The sequence below is a fragment of the Phycisphaeraceae bacterium genome, assembly GCA_019636655.1.
Lineage (GTDB): Bacteria > Planctomycetota > Phycisphaerae > Phycisphaerales > UBA1924 > JAHBXB01.
In genome coordinates this window covers 162,436-180,967 of record JAHBXB010000005.1, presented here as the reverse complement: position 1 = coordinate 180,967, position 18,532 = coordinate 162,436, and the positions used below count along the sequence as shown (strand labels likewise).

Annotated in this window: 14 protein-coding genes; 4 read left to right on the top strand and 10 right to left on the bottom strand. The window is 68.4% G+C overall.

Annotated features, from left to right (window positions below; all coding sequences use genetic code 11):
- Positions 1-80: 80 nt before the first annotated feature.
- From KF745_13750 to KF745_13730, 5 genes are all read right to left on the bottom strand, one after another.
- Positions 81-2,474 carry a serine/threonine protein kinase gene (locus tag KF745_13750; protein MBX3359479.1) on the bottom strand — a complete coding sequence of 798 codons (2,394 nt, stop codon included), beginning with the start codon at positions 2,472-2,474 and terminating at the stop codon, positions 81-83.
- Between the two features lie 90 nt (positions 2,475-2,564).
- Positions 2,565-3,350, bottom strand: a complete 786-nt coding sequence (locus tag KF745_13745; GenBank protein MBX3359478.1) for an NAD-dependent deacylase — start codon at positions 3,348-3,350, stop codon at positions 2,565-2,567.
- Positions 3,351-3,398: 48 nt separating this feature from the next.
- On the bottom strand, positions 3,399-6,044 hold the full coding sequence (locus KF745_13740; protein ID MBX3359477.1) for a cation:proton antiporter: 2,646 nt from the start codon (positions 6,042-6,044) through the stop codon (positions 3,399-3,401).
- 10 nt (positions 6,045-6,054) lie between these two features.
- Positions 6,055-7,491 carry a hypothetical protein gene (locus KF745_13735; protein MBX3359476.1) on the bottom strand — a complete coding sequence of 479 codons (1,437 nt, stop codon included), beginning with the start codon at positions 7,489-7,491 and terminating at the stop codon, positions 6,055-6,057.
- A gap of 122 nt (positions 7,492-7,613) precedes the next feature.
- A complete protein-coding gene (locus tag KF745_13730) occupies positions 7,614-9,266 on the bottom strand; it encodes an MmgE/PrpD family protein (protein ID MBX3359475.1) in 1,653 nt (550 codons plus the stop codon).
- Between the two features lie 181 nt (positions 9,267-9,447).
- Here KF745_13730 and KF745_13725 point away from each other — a divergent pair, with 181 nt between their 5' ends.
- Entirely contained in the window at positions 9,448-10,386 is a 939-nt protein-coding gene (locus KF745_13725; GenBank protein ID MBX3359474.1) for a hypothetical protein, read from the top strand.
- An 18-nt stretch (positions 10,387-10,404) separates the two neighbouring features.
- On the opposite strand, the gene KF745_13720 is transcribed toward KF745_13725, so the two are convergent.
- The gene (locus KF745_13720) at positions 10,405-11,058 is read right to left on the bottom strand and encodes a CPBP family intramembrane metalloprotease (GenBank protein ID MBX3359473.1); all 654 of its coding nucleotides are present in this window, start codon (positions 11,056-11,058) and stop codon (positions 10,405-10,407) included.
- Between the two features lie 110 nt (positions 11,059-11,168).
- On the opposite strand from KF745_13720, the gene KF745_13715 reads away from it, so the two are divergent.
- The 3 genes from KF745_13715 to KF745_13705 all read left to right on the top strand — a co-directional run bounded on the left by KF745_13715 (position 11,169) and on the right by KF745_13705 (position 14,051).
- A complete protein-coding gene (locus tag KF745_13715; protein MBX3359472.1) occupies positions 11,169-12,356 on the top strand; it encodes a thiolase family protein in 1,188 nt (395 codons plus the stop codon).
- Positions 12,357-12,383: 27 nt separating this feature from the next.
- A complete protein-coding gene (locus tag KF745_13710) occupies positions 12,384-12,794 on the top strand; it encodes a hypothetical protein (GenBank protein MBX3359471.1) in 411 nt (136 codons plus the stop codon).
- A 72-nt stretch (positions 12,795-12,866) separates the two neighbouring features.
- The gene (locus KF745_13705; GenBank protein MBX3359470.1) at positions 12,867-14,051 is read left to right on the top strand and encodes a hypothetical protein; all 1,185 of its coding nucleotides are present in this window, start codon (positions 12,867-12,869) and stop codon (positions 14,049-14,051) included.
- A 7-nt stretch (positions 14,052-14,058) separates the two neighbouring features.
- Here KF745_13705 and KF745_13700 read toward each other — a convergent pair whose 3' ends face one another.
- The 4 genes from KF745_13700 to KF745_13685 all read right to left on the bottom strand — a co-directional run bounded on the left by KF745_13700 (position 14,059) and on the right by KF745_13685 (position 18,469).
- Positions 14,059-14,829, bottom strand: a complete 771-nt coding sequence (locus KF745_13700; protein MBX3359469.1) for a DUF2726 domain-containing protein — start codon at positions 14,827-14,829, stop codon at positions 14,059-14,061.
- A 174-nt stretch (positions 14,830-15,003) separates the two neighbouring features.
- On the bottom strand, positions 15,004-16,200 hold the full coding sequence (locus tag KF745_13695; GenBank protein ID MBX3359468.1) for an aminotransferase class I/II-fold pyridoxal phosphate-dependent enzyme: 1,197 nt from the start codon (positions 16,198-16,200) through the stop codon (positions 15,004-15,006).
- Positions 16,201-16,281: 81 nt separating this feature from the next.
- Complete coding sequence (locus KF745_13690; protein ID MBX3359467.1) at positions 16,282-16,860, bottom strand: DUF308 domain-containing protein; 579 nt, start codon at positions 16,858-16,860, stop codon at positions 16,282-16,284.
- A 118-nt stretch (positions 16,861-16,978) separates the two neighbouring features.
- Positions 16,979-18,469, bottom strand: coding sequence for an aspartate aminotransferase family protein (locus KF745_13685; GenBank protein MBX3359466.1), 1,491 nt, complete (start codon positions 18,467-18,469; stop codon positions 16,979-16,981).
- Between the last annotated feature and the right edge of the window lie 63 nt (positions 18,470-18,532).

The window sequence follows — 18,532 nt, the reverse complement described above, 5'->3', positions numbered from 1 at the left end:
ATCGGCTGACCTCCTGCCCCCCCCTCCCCCTCCCCTTCCTCCCCCTACCCCATCACCTCACCCCGCCGACGAACACGCGACTACTTCTTCCCCGCCAGTGTGGCCCACTTCTCCGCGCGGGCGGGCTCTCCCATCGCCACGTAGAGGCCCATCAACCGGGCCGCGGCGTCGCGTGTTCGCTGGCTCTCATCCCCCTTTACCGACCGAAGGGAGCTCAGGCTTGCGAGGAGCAAACCCTCGGCCTCGTCGTACCGCCCAAGTTGCGTCAGGCACTCACCGTACAGGCTCTCGCGATCCGCGATCTCCGCCGCGGAGGGATTGCGGACCGACTTGGACGAACTGACGGCCGACCTCAGCAGCGGCTCGGCTTCCTCCGCGCGGCCCTGCCGCAGCAGGACCGCGGCCAGGGTCGCCCGGGCCTCGCTCGCTTTGGCGCCCGAGAGCGACGTCTGGCGGGTCGCATCCTGTACTTTCCGCGCCAGCGCTTCGGCATCGGCGAGGCGTGCCTCGCTCTGGTCCGAGCCTTTGAGCATCGCCCGCACCAGCCACATGCGGCTCTCCGCCACGCGCGGGTCCGTTTCCTTGAAGTACTTCAGCCGGATGGCCACGGCCCGCTCCAGCAGCGGCACCGCTCCGTCGGCATCCCCCTGCGCCAGCAGGCAGCGGCCGAGGTTGTGCGATGCGTACGAGGCCTCGGCCGAATCCGGCCCCTTGAGTTCGCTCACGAGCGCCAGCGACCGGCGGAAGAGCTGCGCCGCTCTCTGGAACTCCTCGCGGTCGTAGTACAGCCCTGCCAGGTTGTTCAGGCTCGCCGCGACATCGATGTGCTTTGAGGAGTACAGCCGCTCGCGCATCTCCAGGGCCCGGGTCAGGAGCGTTTCGGCCGTCTTGTAGTTCCCGAGTTTCTGCTCGCACGCGCCCAGGTGGTTCAGGCTGAGCGCCACTTCCTTGTCGTCACCGGAGTGCAATCGCTCCCGCATCCTCAGCGACCGCTCGTACAGCTCCTTGGCGCGGTCGTAGTCCTCGTACCGGTAGAGCGTGGCCGCCTGCATGTGCATGATGTTCGCCCGCTCGGGGCTCGGGTCCGGGTAGTTCTTCGTGCGGATCTCCAGCGTGCGATCGAAGTTCCGCATCGCCTTGTCGATCTGCCGGATCGCGAGGTAGCCCGTCCCGAGGATCTCGCGGAAGTCCGCCTCGGTCGCGGCCATCTCCGGCGGGTTCGCGGTCACGCGGGCGTCGGCATCGTCCAGCAGCTTTTCGACATCGACCCGCCCCTCCTCCAACCGGCTGTTGTCCTCGAACTCGCCGAACTCGACCAGTTTCCGCACCAGTTCGAAGTTCTGGCTCGCGGCGGTCAGGTTCCGCTGCGCCTCGCGCAGGGCGTCGGCCGTCCGCTTCACCTCGACCACGATCCGGGTCATCAGGAACCCGGTTACCAGCGCCAGCACCACGACCGCCGCCGCGGCGAGCGACGCGACCTGACGGTTCCGCTTGACCCACTTCACGAGCCGTCCGGCCGGGCCGATCGGGCGTGCCAGGATCGGTTCGTCATTCAGGAAACGCCCGATGTCCGCGGCGAGTTCCGATGCCGACTGGTAGCGGCGTTCGCGCTCCTTTTCCAGCGCCTTGAGGACGATCGTCTCCAGGTCCCCCTTCAACTCCGACCTCACCCGGCTGGGCCGCTCGGGGGCCTGCTCGCAGACGATCCGAGTTGCACGCGGCAGGGGCGACTGACTGAGGTCGTAGGGGACGTTCCCGGTCAGGAGCTCGTACAACACCACGCCGAGGGCGTAGACATCCGACCGCACATCGACGTTCTGGGTATCCCCCACGCACTGCTCGGGGGACATGTACTGCAGTGTGCCGATCACCTGCCCGACGATCGTGTGCTCGCCCCCCTGCTCGTCGGCGCTGCGGGCGACACCGAAGTCGATGATCTTGGGCTGGCCGCCGGTGTCCACGAGGATGTTTGCGGGCTTGAGGTCCCGGTGGATCACGCCGCGCTGGTGCCCGTGCTGCACCGCATCGCACACCTTGAGGAACAGCTCCAGGCGCTCTCGGACCCCGAGTTTCTTCGCCTCGGCGTACGCCGTCAGCGTCATCGCCCCGGGCACGTACTCCATCGCGAAGTAGGGCACGACCGAGTGGCCGTCGTCGTGCGTTCCGGCTTCGTAGACCTGCGCGATGCCCACGTGCCGCAGCCGGGCCAGCATCTGCGATTCGTACTCGAACCGCCGCAGGGCCGCGGGAGTCGCCACCGCTCCCTGGATCATCTTCAACGCGACCGTCCGCTTGGGCTGGTCCTGCAGAGCGAGGTAGACCGCACCCATGCCGCCCTGCCCGAGCAGCCGCTGAATCTGGTACTTGCCGATACGGTTCGGGACGGCCGGCGCGGCGACGTGCGACGATCCCGGTCCGCGCAGGGGCGTCCTCTGCACGGGATCAGGCGCACGGGTAACGTCCGACTCGTTCATCCGGGGTTGTCCCTAGGACGCCCTTTCACACATTCCACCACCAAGAGCATACCGCGTCCCCCGCGTTCTACACCGTCTTGCCCGTTGACCTTAGCGCTCCGCGAACGCCCGTTGCACCAAAGCGGGCATCACCGTCCCGGATGCACCCCGGATCGACCAATCGACCGCCCCGCTCGCCGGGGTCGCGCCCATGTTGACCTCCACCGTCCGGGCGCCCCGCAGCCGCGCCTGGTGGAGGTATCCGGCTGCGGGATAGACCACCGCGCTGGTCCCGACCGACATAAACAGGTCGCACGCGGCCACGGCCTCGTCGGCGGCCCGCAGGGCTTGTTCCGGCAGCATCTCACCGAACCAGACCACCCCGGGCCGCAGGAGTCCGGCCTCGTGAAAAGGGGACCGGATCGGGAAGACGGTCGCTTCCTCGGGCCCAGGTTCTACCTCCCGCCCGGTGCGGGTGCACCGCCACACCGTGATCGACCCGTGCAGTTCGACCACGTTGCGACTCCCCGCTTTATGGTGCAGGCGGTCGACGTTCTGGGTCAGGAGCGTGAACGCCCGGTGGTCCTTGCCGAGGCGCCTCTCCAGCTCGGCCAAGGCGGCGTGTCCGGGGTTGGGCTCCGCCGCGAGGCAGCCGAGGCGGCGCCACTCGTACCACTTAGAGACCATGGCGGGATCGGCCTCGAAGGCCTCGGGCGTGGCGAGCGTGAGCGGGTCGAAGTCCTTCCATAGGCCGGCCATGCTGTCGCGGAACGTCGGGATGCCGCTCTCGGCGGAGATGCCGGCGCCGGTCATGACGACCACGGATCGGGCGGTGGCGAGGGCGTCGCCGACGTCGCGGATCAGGTCGGTCTCGGCTGGCTGCAACGAATGGCCCATGGGGCGGCTCCCGGGATCGGCCCTGTGTCGACCGGCCCATCGTACCGCTCAGCCGGGGCGGCGCTTCGAGAGGAGCCCGATCACCTCGTCGGCGCGGCTGGCCTTGAGCAGGCTCTCCCTCGCCGCGGGTTCGTTGGTGCACGCGGCGACCTGCGCGAGGAGCGCCAGCTGCGCCTCGGGATCGTCCTCCGGCGTGACGAGCAGGAAGACCAGCCGCACGGGCTCGGGCGATCCGGGGGAGAAGACCACGCCCTGGGCGCACCGCCCGAACACGACTACCGGCGAGACGATCCCCGCGCAGCGCGTGTGGGGGACGGCGATGCCCACCCCGAGGTCTGTTGAGAACTCGTTCTCGTGGGCGATGGCGAGCGCGGCGACGTCGTCTCCCGGCGCGACCCGTCCCGCTACCTTCGCGGCCAGATCGCGGATGACCTCGTCCCGGGTGCTGGCGATGAGGTCGAGCACCACGCCGCCGGCGTTCACGGCTTCGGCGAGAGAGATCCCTTCCTCGTGCGGGTACTCGTCCTCGATCCGGCCGACGACCTGCTCGAGGATGTCCTCGAGGGTGATCATGCCGATCGGGGCGGCGCCGTCGGTGACGAGGTAGAGCGTGGCGCCCTCGCTCTGCATCCGCGCGAGAATCGACTCGACGCTGTCGTCGGGCCCGATCGATTCGAGCGGTCTGACAAGGCCGGTCCAGTCGCTGCCCGTCGATGCGCCGGCGATCAGATCCTTCGAGAGCAGGTAGCCGTTGACCTGGCCCGACCGGTCATCAAGAACGGGCCAGCGGGAGAACCGGTGGGCCGCGACTTCGCTTAGCACCTGCTCCCGGGTGGCCGACCGCGCGAGCCGCTTCACGCGGGTCCAGGGCACCATCACGCTCCGGACGCGCTGGCTGCGGATGTGGGCCATGTTCTCGCGGATCAGTTGCAGCCGCAGGTCCCGCACCTTCCGCTCGGCGGCCTCGCGGTGGACGCCGGTGTCCGCCAGCACGAGGCGGGCGAGTGCCACGGCGGCCTCGGCCTCCTCGAACACGGCGAGCGTTGCACCGGCCCTTTCGAGGTCTTCCCGCTCGCTGAGGTACCGTGCGCGGACCAGGATCCGCGCCTTGGGGTTGAGGTTGCGGATCGCTGCGACCACCGCGGCGCGTTCGGCGGCGCTGGGCAGGGTGAGGACGACGTGGGACGCGTGGCGGACTCCGGCCTGCTCGAGGATGCTCTCGTGCGAGGCATCGCCGAAGATGGCCGCGGCGCCCTGCTCGTTGAGGCGCGACACACTGTCCAGGTTCAGGTCGACGACGACGGTCGAGACCCCGGCCTCGCGCAGGAGCCGGTGAACCGACCTGCCGACCGGGCCGAAGCCGATGACGACGGCCAGGCGTTCGCCCGCCTGGTGGCGCTGCCGGGTGGCGTCCGCTGCGTCTCGGTTCCGCGCGAGGGCCAAACGCTCGGCGCGTCCGTTCAACAGCCGCCAGAGCGCCGGCCGGGAGCGGAGCCATGTTTCAACTGTGGGCACCGAGCGGAACAGCAGCGGGTTCACCACGATCGAGATGATCGCGGAGGCGACCAGGATGTGGTAGCCCGCATGGGGCAGCAGGCGCTCTCGCTCCGCCAGTTCCGCGAGGATGAAGGAGAACTCTCCGATCTGCGCCAGGCCGATCGCCACCGTCAGCGCGGTGCGCACGGAGTGGCCGAGGATCGCCACGATGATGAGCGCGACGATCGGCTTGGCGAGCAGGATGATCCCCAGCCCGGCGAGGATCATGAGGGGCTCTCGCACCAGGATCGTGGGGTCGAAGAGCATGCCGACCGAGACGAAGAACAGAACGGCGAAGGCGTCGCGCATCGGCAGCGCATCGGCGGCGGCCTGGTGGCTGACCGGCGATTGGGAGACGACCATCCCGGCGAGGAATGCCCCGAGGGCCATCGAGGCGCCGAAGAAGTAGTACGAGCCCACGGCGATCGCGATCGAGAAGACCAGGATCGTCAGCGTGAAGAGTTCGCGGGACCGGAGGCGGGCCACCCGCACCAGCACCCAGGGGATGACCCGCGATCCGCCGAAGAGCACGATCGCGACCAGGGCCCCGAGTTTGAGCATCGCCAGCCCGAGCGTGACCCAGAGCGCCGGCGGCGCGGTCTCGCCGGCTGCCGCGGCGTCCGCGCCGTCGACGAGCCCCTTGCCGAGCACCGGGATCAGCACGAGGAGCACGACGGTGAAGATGTCCTCGACGATCAGCCAGCCGACGGCCACGTGACCCTGCGGGGAGTTGAGCACGTCGGCGTCCATGAGCACCCGCATCAGGACCACCGTGCTGGCGACGGCCATCGCCATGCCGAGCACCGCGCCCGCCTGCAACGGGAAGCCCAGCATCCCGAAGATCAGCATTCCGAGCAGGGTCGCGACGAGGCTCTGCCCGATCGCCCCGGGGATCGCGACGCCCTTGACCGCGAGGAGGTCTTTCAGGTTGAAGTGCAGGCCGACGCCGAACATGAGGAGGATGACGCCGACCTCGGCGAGTTGCTGTGCGATCTTCACGTCGCCGACGAACCCCGGCGTGTACGGGCCGATGAGGACGCCCGCGAGCAGGTAGCCGACGATCGGCGACAGCCGCAGCCGCTGGGTCAGCAGACCCAGGAGCCAGGCGCCGGTGAACCCGGCGGCGATGGTCTTGATCAGCGGCAGGTCGTCGTGCATGCCGTGCACCTTATCCCAAACCGCTGCCCGGCGGAACGCCGGGGTCGTCTTGTCTCTTCGAGGCGGACTCGGCGGATCGTGCGCGGGCGAGGAGCAGCACCCTCGCCGCCCAGAACGTCAGCAGCAGGTAGCCGCCGATCGAGCCGAGCCAGACGAACCGGGTGCCGCGCGGCGGCATCAGGTGCGCCAGCACGAATATGCCCGCCGTATACCCCGCAAAGACGAGCGGCACGAGCCACGGGGAGGAACGGGAGGCGAGGCGCTCGGTCGTCTTCTGCGCATCGGCAAGGCGGGACTTCATCTGCTGCAGCAGCGCGCGGGCCCAGAGGAACTCGGTGGCCAGCACGGCGAGCCCGATCGGCGCCAGGATCACGAACCCGGGACCCGGGAGCGGCGCGATGACCACGCCCAGCAGCAGAATCATCGTCCCCGCAATGAGCACCGCGACCTTGCGGAGGTTGCGGCGGACGGCCAGCGCCGCCTCCTCGATATCTTCAAGCGGTGTCGGCTCGATGGCGCGAGGGGCTCCGCGTCGGAGCCGGAGCAGCGAGGCGCCGAACCCGATGCCCACGACCCCGAGCGATCCGAGAAGCGTCACGGCGGTCACCTCAGGGCGGTAGTCCGCGTAGAGCACCTTCACGGTGAGCATCACGAGCACGAGGATGATCGACAGCCGAACGTACCGCAGGCGGGACATCGCCGGGCCGATCGCGAAGTAGAGCGACCGCATCGCGAGCACGGCCATGACGCTGCCGACGATCCCGATGTAGGGGTGCGGTGACACCGCGAGTGCCGCGGGCACGGAATCGATCGAGAAGACGGCCTCGGCGCCGACGGCGATCAGCACGGCCATGGCGGGGGACACCGTACGGGCCGACGAGGAGCGCCGAATGCCTCGCTTCATGCCCAGCAGCAGCCGGCGCGCGATGTTGGAGTCGCGGCGGCGGACCACAAGCAGGCGGACGGTCGTCGCGATCAGCAGGCCGGCGCACACCCAGCGGCCCCACGGCGTCGCGACGATAACGGAGCCCGCGCCGATCAGGGAGGTCCGGACCATCAGCGACAGCAGCACGATCCACAACAGCAGGCGGCGGCCCTGCCGGCCGCGGATCTCGAGTTCGGCGAAGACCGCTGCGAGGATGACGACGCTGTCGAGGCTGAGCATGAGCTGCGTGAAGTACACCGAGGCGTACTGCAGCCAGATGTGCTGAGGGATATCCCGCGCGCTGATGCGGAGGCCGGTCTCGTCGATGACATCGGCCCAATCCTGGCCGTGGATTCGCGCGAGGAGCAACCCGCACCCGATCGCCGCCAGGACCCAGAGCGAGACGGAGGCGGCCGCCTCGCCCGGCGTCACATCCCGGTCGCGGCGCGTCCACAGACCAAGGTCCAGCGCCAGCATCACGGCGATGATGGCCAGGACGCCGATTCCAATGCCGATCAGCACCGAGGGCCTCCAGCGTCGGGTTCTGACTCCTGCGCCAACGCCGCGGCGAGTCGACGTCGTCCGCGGTTCAACGCTGTCGCTACCGGCTCCGATCGGTAGCGGGTTCAATCCATCGTGGGCGTCTACTCGAACTTGCCGCGGTTGACGATCTCGAAGTCATAGAGCTCGGCGATGTCGCGGGGCTTCTTCTTCTCCAGGCCGCTCAGCCGCTTGATCAGGCCCGCGGCGTTTCCCTCGCCCACGGCGAGTTCGCCGAGTCGAGACCACTTGGTGTGGAGCAGGGCCTTGAGGTCCGCGGTGGTGTTGCGGGCGTGGCCGGCGGGGTACATGACCAGCCCCGAATCGGCGACGGCGCCGGCATCGTCGGTGATCTGCATCGAGGTGGGGATGCCGTCGGGGTACTTGGCGTCGTACTCCGGGCCGCCGTGCTGGAAGGTCATCTTGGCCATCAGCGACCGGGTGACCGGGTGCATGATCGCCGCGTGGCTGAAATCGTGGGGCAGGAGCATGAGTTCGTGCCACGTGAGCGTCCGGCCGTCGGAGCCGCGCATCGCGTGCCTGGCCTCCAGGGCCTTGCGGAGCATGGTGCAAACGAGGTAGAGCATCGAGTGGTCGGCGCTCTGGCGGGTGTGGGGGTCCCGCTTGTGGGGGTCACCGATGATCGAGAACGCCGGCTCGTAGGCGGTGACGACAATCTGCCCGATGCGGCCGCCGGAGGGATCATCGAGCAGCCGCGGGTTCTTGGCGATGAGATCGATCAGTCCCTGCAGGGCGCCGGCGGACTGGTGCTCGTAGAGGCCGATCTTGAAGTGCATGCCCATGACCGTGAAGTCCGAGCCGGCGCGGCTGAGAACCAGGTCGAACGGGGACTGCCCCTTGGGAATGCTCTCGCCGCCGTACTTCTTCATCAGGCAGAAGACCGCCTCGGGGTTGCGGAAGATGTCCTTGGGGCCGATGAAGCCGGCCATGGACCGCTTCATGCACTGGATCGCGGCTTCGGTGGAGATGGCGGCGCTGGCGCCCTTGGAATCGGAGAGCTGGTGGCCGTGCCGGATGGCGCGGAAGGGGATGAAGTGCGCGACGAACATGCCGATGGCCGACTCGATCTGCTCGGGCGTCGCGCCCATCATGGCGCCGAACGCGGCGGCGGAACCGATGGCGCCGTGGACGACGTGGTCGATCTTGTAGGTCTTGAGGCTGAAGACCTCGGCGAGGCGGCCGCGGATCTCGTCGAGCAGGATCATACCGCGGAGGGCGTACTCGCCGTCGCGCCCCATCATCTGGGCCGCGGCAAGGGGGACAGAGTAAAAGTCGTTGTGCCCGAACTCGCCGGCGCGGTGGTGGGGACGCTGGGTGGAGTAGCCGAAGTTGGTCCCGTTGGAATCCCATTCGCGGACGGCGGCGGCGTTGGCGAGGATGGCCTTCTCCACGGCGACATCGACCCGTGAACCAAAGACCGGCGCCCCGCCCCGCCGGGCCTGGCCGTTGGAGGAGCCGAGCACGCCGCCGAGTGTGCCGGTGCCCGCGGGCGGCATTCGGTACTGCAGCGCTTCGTTGCGGAGCACCGTGGGGGAGTTGGCGCCGAGCGCCAGGGCCGAGGCGCCGCAGAGGACAGCGTCGGTGTGGAACATGTTGGTGCGATCGAGGACCGTGTCGTCGGGCTCGCCGCGGACCCCTTGATCGCCGTTCATGAACTCGACAGCGAACTGGCCCAGGCCGAGGGCCTGGTTGGTGTCGGCGGGGAGGACAACACGGGTATCGGAGGTGACGGGCATTGACGGGGTTCCTGCGGGGTCGACGGACGATCTGGAGATGGAACAAACACGGCCGGAACTGCGGTCGTAGAATAAGGAATCCAGCGTAGCACGCCGCGCCGCCCGTGGTCGAGATGACCGGCTTCTGCGGGGCATCAACGCCACCCTCGCCGCGCGACCCTGACCGAAAAGGAGCGTGACGATGGCACCCACTACTGGTTCCGAGAAGAAGGGCTTTGTTTCCGTGCGCCCGGCGGGCGGCGAGAGGGTACTCACCGTCGAAACGGGGCCATCGGTCGCACCGATCCACCCAGCGATCCGGGAGGACCGGATCGCGGCGGTGCAGGACCACTTCCCCGAGCACCGCACAGCCTCTGGGGCCGCGCTGAAGTGGTCGTGGCGGCTGCTCCTCGCGTTCGCGGTGCTCGTGATCGCAGGCGTGCTGTACACGCTCAATGCGATCGGCGGGATCATGGCGTTCACGGTCGGTGTGCTGATGCTGGTGCTGTACATCGTCGTGGGTGGCGGGAGTGAATGGATGGCCGCCCGGATTCGCACCAGCGAGCGGGCGATGCTCGAGAGGATGGTGGATGCGGGCGGGCCGGCGCCGACCGAGTCCACCGCGCGGCGGGCGGCTCGGGCTCAGATCGAGGCCGAGATGGGCGCCGGACGCCTCGTGCCGGTCGACTCGCTCCTGAGGCCGGGGATCAGCGGGATCGTTCCCAACGGCGTCACGCCGACGTCGGCGGCGGATATCGCGCAGTTCCGAGCCCGCTGTGCCGAGTTTGCGCGGCGCACCGGGTGGGAGGTGGCGGGGTTCCGGGGCATCGATGGCGGGGCCAGCTTCTGCGTGGTGACGCTGCAAGGCCATGGCGGGATCCGGCGCGACATCCTGCTGCACACGGTGCACCCGCTGGTTGCCGTGTGCGAGGATGTGGACCAGTCGCCGCGGGTGTATGTGGATGACGATGCCATCCGCGAGGCGTTCGATGATCACGTCGTGCTCTCGCCGGGGACGCTCGCGCAGCCGCTGAGCGTGGACGATGCAGCAAGGAATCGGCTGATGCCCTCGGAACTGGCCCTTCTCGCCGAGCACCGCCCGGCGACCCTGGGCGAGCTGGTGTTCAACCGGTTTGAGTAACCCTGCGCCGGGGCATCGCTAGAGGACCCGCAGGCGTCCGCCGTAGAAGAACGCGCCGAGGCCGACGGTGAAGACCATGCAGCCGTAGAGCGAGTGCTCGAACCAGGCCGCGGCGGTGGAACGGCTGCGCGAATAGGTCCAGGCGAAGAGCACGCCGCCCAGCGTGGACATCCCGACGGCGAGCCAGTTGTCCAGGATGACATGAGCCCAACCGAAGGCCGCAGCGCTGGCCGCAAAGAGGGCCGCGCGTCCGCGAAGAAGTGGCTGGTAGCGGTGGAACAGGAACGTGCGGTACACAAGTTCCTGCGGATAGGCGCTCAGGAGCGGATAGAGCACCATCACGACCGCCCAGACCCTTGGGTTGCCGCGGATGAACGCGAACGAAAGGTCGGGCCTGGTCAACTGAATCGCTCCGGCGATGGCAGCAGCGGCGATCGCGAACTGGATGCAGATCCGGGGGGCTTCGCGGCGCAGTCCAGTCCGGCCCCAGAGCAAGCGTCGATCGAACGTGCGATCGGTCAGGAGGACTACGAGGACCCCCGCCGCGACAAGGAGCAGAATCGGGATGACCAGGCCGCGGACAGGCATCAGCCACAACGCGGCCGGTCCAATCCCGAAGAGGACCAGTAACTCCGAGGCCAGCCATGCGCGGCGGCCCGGGGACGCCGGCACGAGAGCCTGAGGCGACGGATCAGGGACCGGAGATGGCGAATCGCCTCGCGGCAGGGGCTTCACCTTGTGCGGTTGAGACCTATCCTTGGACTTCGAAGGAGAATCCGAGCATGTCGACCACCCAGCCTGTCATTCTTGCCGCGAAGCGGACCCCTATCGGCCGTTTTTTCGGCGGCCTGTCCAAGGTTCCCTCCCCGATCCTCGGGTCGTACGCGATCCAGGCGCTGCTGTCCGAACAGCCCAAGCTCAAGGACGCGGTGCAGGAGGTGATCATGGGCTGTGTGCTGCAGGCGGGGCTCGGGCAGAACCCGGCTCGGCAGGCGGCGCTCAAGGCCGGGCTCCCGGAGACCATGTCGGCGGTCACGGTGAACAAGGTCTGCGGCAGCGGTCTGCAGGCGGTCATGCAGGCGGCGCAGTCGATCAAGGCGGGCGACAACACAGGGGTGGTGATCGCGGGCGGGTTCGAGAACATGACCGCCGCCCCCCACTTCGCTCGCGTCCGCGAAGGCGTGAAGTTCGGCCCCACGCCGATGGAGGACGTGATGGCGTACGACGGCCTCCGGTGCGCCTTCGAGTGCTGGGCAATGGGGAACGCCGCAGACCACATCGCGAAGAAGCACGAGGTCAGCCGAGCCGACCAGGACCGTTTCAGCGTCCAGAGCCACCAGCGTGCGGCTGAGGCGACCAAGCAGGGATGGTTTAAAGATGAGATCGTGGCGCTGACGGGCGAGCAGTGCATGGACCGAAAGTCGCCCGGCGTGAGCGCGGACGAAGGGATCCGGGCGGATTCGACGATCGACTCGGTCGCGAAACTCCGCCCCGTGTTCGAGAAGGACGGCACCGTCACGGCGGCGAACGCCAGCCAGATCAGCGACGGCGCCGCTGCCCTCGCGGTGGCGTCGAGCGCCACGGCGGAGAGCCTGGGCATCAAGCCTGTCGCGAGGATCGTGGCGTATCACACCAGCGGCGTGGCGCCCAAGGACATCTTCGCGGCGCCGATCAGCGGCATCGAGGGAGTGCTGAAGAAAGCTGGGCTGGGGGTGAAGGACATCGACCTGTTCGAGATCAACGAGGCCTTCGCGGCACAGATCCTGTGCAACACCAAGGCCATTGGGATCGACGAGAAGAAGCTCAACATCTGCGGCGGCGGCATCGCGCTGGGGCACCCGATCGGGGCCAGCGGCGCCCGCGTGCTGACCACGCTGATCCATCAACTCAAGCGGACGGGCGGGAAGCGCGGCGTCGCGGCGCTCTGCCTGGGCGGCGGCAACTCGGTGGCGATGGTGATCGAGATCTGAGACACGCCCGCCACGGAGGCCACCGGAATGGCGTTGGGTGATGCACTGCTCATCAGTCATGGTGACCTCTCCGCCGAGCGATGCCCCTGCTCGGCGGACGAACCGATCGTCGAGGGGGAGTACTTCGTCTGCTACGCCGAGGAAGGGGACCGCTCCTGCTGGGCCCCGGTGAGCCCGAAGCAGGCGTTTCACCAGGCCAGCCGCAAGCCGGTCCGCGTTGACATGAGCGACTACCGCGAGGGCGGACCGGAAGCGTGGCGGGCGGGTTCGTGCTTCCTCATTGATGGAAAGCAGACCTACCGCGGCAACACGGCCGACTTCCTCGCCGCGGCGCGGCCGATGCCCGAATGCGACTCCCCCGCACGCCTGACGCCCGCCGGGGTGGCACGGGTTGCGGACCAGGTGCGGTACCGCCGCGGGTTTACAACGCCTGAGTAAGGTGGGTACGAACTCCCAGGCTGTTTGATCTGATGTACGCTGGCCGCTCGGAAGCCCTCCGGGAGCCTGTTCATGCCCACGAAAAGATTGTTGCTTCGGATCACCCTCGCGCTGCTGGCCGCGGCGGCGTTCTCGGCCGTCCTCGCGGTGTTCACCGGTAGTTCGATGGTGCTGTGGCGCATCGTGCTGACGTGCATCGAGGGGTCGGTAGCGACGGGCATTCTCGTGCAAATGACCCGCCTGCTGGACCGTCGCGAACAGCGGCCCGCCGCAATGGTGGGCCTGGTGACGCTGCTGGCGACGTTCTGGATGGTGCTGATGACGACATGGGCCGACGTGCTGGGGTTCAATCTGTTCATGCAACTCATTGGAACGGCGACCGCGACGGCGGTCCTGGGCGGAGTGGTGACCGGCGCCACGGCAGCAAAGTCGGCGGCGGCATGGCAACGGGCGTGGCCGGTCACTGCGACGCTCGCGGCCGCGATGTGGGTGGGAATCGCGATGGCGATCTGGCTCGATCTGGACCAACTCGGCACCGTGTCGCTGACCGCCGGGACCATCCTTCTGTTCGGTTCGCTCTGCCTTGTCGGCACGAAGCCGGAGGACCGACCCTGGAGGTATCTCGGCGTGCTGTTCGCGATTGCGGGCGCCGCGATCGCGGCCAAAGAAACGTCCATGTACCGGGCGCCGGCGCAGGAGCTCTGGCGCATCTACTCGTCGTTCACAGCGGGCACGATTGGGCTGGCCTTTGCGAACCTGCTGGTGCGGATCAACATGCCCGGCAATTGGGTCTGGCTTCGCCGGGGCACCGTTGCGGCGGCTCTGGTCACGGCAGGCGGCGCGGCCTATCTCGCTGTGGGGTTCGGCGACAGTGGTCGCTGGGACTCCTCCGGGGATGCCTTGGCTCGGCTGACCGCGGCCGCGGGGATCCTGACCGTGTGCGGCACGCTGGCGATAGCTCTGAAACTTCGGCTGGGCCGCCGGGTGAGCGTGGAGACAACGGCCACGACGAAAGAGTTCACGGGCATCGACCTGGCCTGCCCCAGGTGCCGTGTTCGTCAGGTGGCGCCGATCGGCGACTCGTTCTGCGCTGGTTGCCGGCTCGTGCTGAGCGTTCGGACACGGGAGCCGCTGTGCGCTGCGTGCGGGTACAGCCTGCTCGACCTCGCGACGGATGCCTGCCCCGAATGCGGCGAATCGATCCCGAAACGGGGAGTTGCGTTCGAGGGGGTCGCTGCGCCATCCAGTCCCATCTAAGGCGCGGCTACTTCCCCGCTGCGCCCGCAAGGTAGGGGGCGATCATCGGCCAATCGGCGCTCGCATCGTCGCCGCGGCAGCGCACGAGCGGGATCCCAACCGTCGCGAGTACCTCGTCGACCATCCGGTCGACGCCGCCTGCGACCTGCCTGGCGTGCGTGCCGGGCTGATCGATCTCGATCGCCAGAACTGGCCGCCATGTCCGGGCGTCGCAGATCACCAGGTCCACCGCCCGGACTCGTACCCGCTTGCGCCACGTGCGCCAGTCGGCGGGGTCGCGCCCATCGGGTGGCGTCGGCATGACCATGGACTCGAGCCGGACTTTCGGGCAGAGCACGAGCGACTCGGGCAGGCGTTTGCGGATCGCGGCGGCATATTCCGCCTCGCGGTTGCTCAGCAGCGTGGGCCGCTGTGAGAACGGGGGCGTTGTCAGGATCATCTCGCCGTCGGGGGTGGTCACCAGGCGGCCGTGCGTTCCGCCATCCCCCGCGCCGGGTTCGGCCGACGCGATAGACGCAAGATCAGGCTCGATCGAGGCCGCCGGGATCTCATCCCCGGGCCCGCGGGAGAGGTACTGGATGGTTGTCGCCGTATCGGCCTGCGGGTCCGCGGACGTTTCGGTCGCGGATGGAGCAAAGCCGAGCCGCTCGCCGGTATCGCGGATCGCGTAGCGCCGCACTCGCTCGGCCCGCTCCTCAGCCGCGCGTGCCGACAGCTTGGCCACGACGAACCACGCCGCGGCCACGAGAACCAGGACCGCTGCCACGATGAACCACATGACCGCTCCAGACCAACGCGCGTACCGACACAGCGGACTCGAACGACCGTCTCCGCAACGGTTCCTGCCGACTTCTCTCCGGCCCGAGTGGGCCGACCACACACACGAATGACTATCGGCTGATCTGCGCTACGCCCGTGGGAATCCCCCGGTTCCCGAAGCCTGGACCCACAATCACCACGTCAGCCGCTTCATCCGTTCGGCGGCCTCGGTCAGGCGATGGGAGTCCACCGTCAGGGCGACCCGGAAGTACTCCCTGGCGCGGGGGCTGAAGCCCGCGCCCGGCACCACCACGACATCGGCCTTCTCCAGCAGCCGGGCCGCGAACTGCATCGAGTCCATCCCGTGCGGCGTGCGGGCCCAGACGAAGAACCCGGCGTCCGGCGACTCGATCTCGCACCCCGCTGCACGGAACCCGGCTACTGCCGCGTCCCGCCGCTCGCGGTAGAGCCGCCGCATCGCCGCGACCTCCGGACCATCGAATCGCCGGAGCGCCGCCGCCCCGGCCTGCTGGATCGCGTTGAACGTGCCCGAGTCAACATTGCTCTTGACGGCGTTGAGTGCGCCCACCACGTCGGCATGGCCGACGGCGAAGCCGAGCCGCCATCCGGTCATGTTGAACGTCTTGCTCAGCGAGTGGAACTCGATCGCGGGGGTGTCGTTGATGCCCGCGTTGCGGGCCTGCCAGAGGCTCGGCGGCCGGCCGTCGGACATGTAGAGCTCGCTGTACGCGAGGTCCGAGCAGACGATCATCGGGCGAGCCTTGTCCGAGTGCCCAGCGGCCCATTCGATCGCCCGCTCGTAGAAGCCCACATCCGCGGAGGCCGCCGTGGGGTTGCTCGGGTAGTTGAGCCAGAGGAGCCGGGCCGCCGCGTCGGACGGGGCGCCGTTCTCGAGCAGCGGCTTCCAGCCCGATTCCCGGGAGACGGGCATCTTCTCGACAACGCAGCCGGCCATCGTGGCGCCGATCTCGTAGACCGGGTAGGCCGGGTCCGGCACCAGCACGCGGTCGCCGGGGTTGGTCACCGCCCATGGAAGGTGGGCGATTCCATCCTTGCTGCCGAGCAGTGCGATCACGTGCCGCATCGGATCGATCGTGACGCCGAAGCGCCTCTGCATGAATTCCGCCGCGGCCTCGCGAAAAACCCGCATGCCGCCGCCGACGGCGGGGTATTGCTGGTTGACCAGCTCCCGCATAGCGCGGTTCATCTCATCGACGATGAACTCCGGGGTCGGTTGGTCGGGGTCGCCTACACCGAGGTTGATGACGTCCGCGCCCGCGGCGATCCGCTCGCGTTTCTTGCGGTCGATCTCGTCGAACAGGAACGGCGGGAGGGCGAGGAGGCGGTCTGATTTCACGGTTTTCGACATTCGCGCGGATCGTAGCTGTCGGCGTCCGAAAGACAACCGGAACCGGGGCCCGCGCCTCGGAATGGTCGCGCGTCCGGGCCGCTACGCGGCCGCCTTGCGCACCCACGACCCGGCCATGATCCAGAACCAGCCGGTGAAGATCAGTTGGAACCCGACGAGCAGCCCCACGATCCAGAAGTCAATGGGCCACCTCCGCAGCACGATGACGCCCAGCAGGATGTCGATGATCGCCCCGAAGAGCACCCACCCCGCGTGCCCGGTGCCCCTGAGGTGCATGGCCATGGGCAGCCGCATGACGCCGGCGACCAGGAAGTAGATCCCCAGCGCGAGGCTGACTCCCAGCACCGCGGTCACCGGGTCCCAGACCATCAGGAATCCCGCGACGATGCTGACCAGCCCCAGCAGGAGGCCGGCGATGATCCGCACTCCACCCCCCAGCCCCATCGACGCCGCGCACCCGAGCACCCCGCCGACAATCAGCATCCAGCCGATGAACATGGCGGAGGCAATGGAGGTCGCCTGCGGCACCATGACCGCCACCGTCCCCGCGAGCACGAGCAGGATGCCGAAGATCATGGCGGCGCCCGAGGTCTTACGAACTCCCGCGGCCACGTTGCCCGCCGCGACCCCCGCGCCGGGTGTTCCAGTCGTCTGCGTCATGATGAATCTCCCCGAGAGGTTGTACCCGGCCACACCCCAAGCCCGAGTTGGCGTGGGACTAAAACCGGGTGATCCTCGTTGAGGATAACGAACGAGCGGGCCCGCCGCTTGGAACCCGTCAGGCCTTCGCCGGGGCCATGCGCTTCATGGCCGCCGCGGTCAGTTTCTTGCCCACCTCCCACGCCGGGCCGGGGAACGTGTGGCAGGCGCCGATCGTCGCATCGAGCGCGTTGACGACTTGGTCGCAGTCGGCCTTCGAGAGCACCAGCGGCGGGATGAGCTTGATCACATCCTGGCGGTGCCCCGCAACCTGGGCGAGGATCCGGTGCTCGGAGAACAGCGGCATCAGGATCGCCTGGCAGAAGAGGCTGTGGTCGACCGAGTGCAGCAGGTTCCAACCGACCTTGAGCCCGAGCGACTTGGGCGAGGCGAACTCGATGGCGATCATCAGCCCCTTGCCGCGGACATCCTTGACCATCTGGTAGGGAGCGAGCCGCTCGCGGAGCGAGGCAAGGAGGTAGTCCCCCACGTGCGCCGTGTGCTCGACGAGCCGCTCGGTGCGGAGCGCGTGCAGCGTCGCCAGACCGGCGACCATCGCGAGGTCGTTCATCCCGAAGGTGGTCTGCATCCGCGAGCAGCGGTCGAGCGATGAGAACGTCGCAGTATGGATGTCCCGCCGCGTGAGCACCGCACCAACGGGAACCAGGCCGCCCGAGAGGGCCTTGGCGACGACCATCATGTCCGGCACGAAGCCCCAGTGGTCGCACGCGAACATCGCGCCGGTGCGGCCGAAGCCGGTCTGGATCTCATCGGCGATGAGCACCGCGCCATACCGGCGGCAGAGTTCCTGCGCCCCCGCCAGGTAGCCCGCGGCGGGAATATGAACACCTTTCCCTTGGATCGGCTCGACGACAAACGCCGCGACCTGACCGCGTCGAAGCTCCTGCTCGAGGGCAGCCAGATCGTTGAAGGGCACCTCCGATGCGTTGAGCAGCGAGCCGAATCCATCGCGGAAATCCGCGTTGCCATTCACCGAGAGCGAGCCCAGCGTCAGGCCGTGGTACGACTTCGAGCAGTACACGAACCGCTCCCGCCCGGTGAACACCCTGGCGTACTTAAGAGCGACCTCAACGGCCTCCGAACCGGAACTCGTGAAGAACACGGTGTCCAACCCCGCGCCCCCCGGCGGCGCACCGCCGGCATTGCCCGGAGCCACGGCGAGCAACTCCTTCGCGAGCAGCCCGGCCGTGCGGAACGGGCCGACGCCCGGGAGGTTGGGCAGGTCTAGGTCCAGCGCCTGGCGGATCGCATCCTTGATGACCGGATGGTTCCGGCCGAGGGCGAAAACGGCGTAGCCGCCCAGGCAGTCGATGTAGCGGTTGCCCTGGTCGTCGAAGAGGTAGGCCCCCTCGCCGCGGACATAGGTCGGATCAAAGCCGATCGTCCGCAGCACCCGCGCGAACGAGGGGTTGATGTGCTCCTCCATCAGGCCGACCGGATCGGCGCCGGGACCATCGAGGAGGGCACGCAGGTCGAAGGCGGCTCCGCCGCGCGCGGGAGCGTCGGCCGATGCGGGATGCACCCGGTGGTTGTTATTCGACGTCGCCATGGTCAACGAAGGCTGCTCCTGGCCCGGCACGGAATGCCCGACTCTCGCACGCACGACATTCTA

What these genes read in the sequence shown, in the direction of transcription:
- KF745_13750 (MBX3359479.1), bottom strand. Translation starts at nt 2,474, where the DNA reads ATGAACGAGTCGGACGTTACCCGTGCGCCTGATCCCGTGCAGAGGACG.
- KF745_13745 (MBX3359478.1), bottom strand. Translation starts at nt 3,350, where the DNA reads ATGGGCCATTCGTTGCAGCCAGCCGAGACCGACCTGATCCGCGACGTC.
- KF745_13740 (MBX3359477.1), bottom strand. Translation starts at nt 6,044, where the DNA reads ATGCACGACGACCTGCCGCTGATCAAGACCATCGCCGCCGGGTTCACC.
- KF745_13730 (MBX3359475.1), bottom strand. Translation starts at nt 9,266, where the DNA reads ATGCCCGTCACCTCCGATACCCGTGTTGTCCTCCCCGCCGACACCAAC.
- KF745_13725 (MBX3359474.1), top strand. Translation starts at nt 9,448, where the DNA reads ATGGCACCCACTACTGGTTCCGAGAAGAAGGGCTTTGTTTCCGTGCGC.
- KF745_13715 (MBX3359472.1), top strand. Translation starts at nt 11,169, where the DNA reads ATGTCGACCACCCAGCCTGTCATTCTTGCCGCGAAGCGGACCCCTATC.
- KF745_13710 (MBX3359471.1), top strand. Translation starts at nt 12,384, where the DNA reads ATGGCGTTGGGTGATGCACTGCTCATCAGTCATGGTGACCTCTCCGCC.
- KF745_13705 (MBX3359470.1), top strand. Translation starts at nt 12,867, where the DNA reads ATGCCCACGAAAAGATTGTTGCTTCGGATCACCCTCGCGCTGCTGGCC.
- KF745_13700 (MBX3359469.1), bottom strand. Translation starts at nt 14,829, where the DNA reads ATGTGGTTCATCGTGGCAGCGGTCCTGGTTCTCGTGGCCGCGGCGTGG.
- KF745_13695 (MBX3359468.1), bottom strand. Translation starts at nt 16,200, where the DNA reads ATGTCGAAAACCGTGAAATCAGACCGCCTCCTCGCCCTCCCGCCGTTC.
- KF745_13690 (MBX3359467.1), bottom strand. Translation starts at nt 16,860, where the DNA reads ATGACGCAGACGACTGGAACACCCGGCGCGGGGGTCGCGGCGGGCAAC.
- KF745_13685 (MBX3359466.1), bottom strand. Translation starts at nt 18,469, where the DNA reads ATGGCGACGTCGAATAACAACCACCGGGTGCATCCCGCATCGGCCGAC.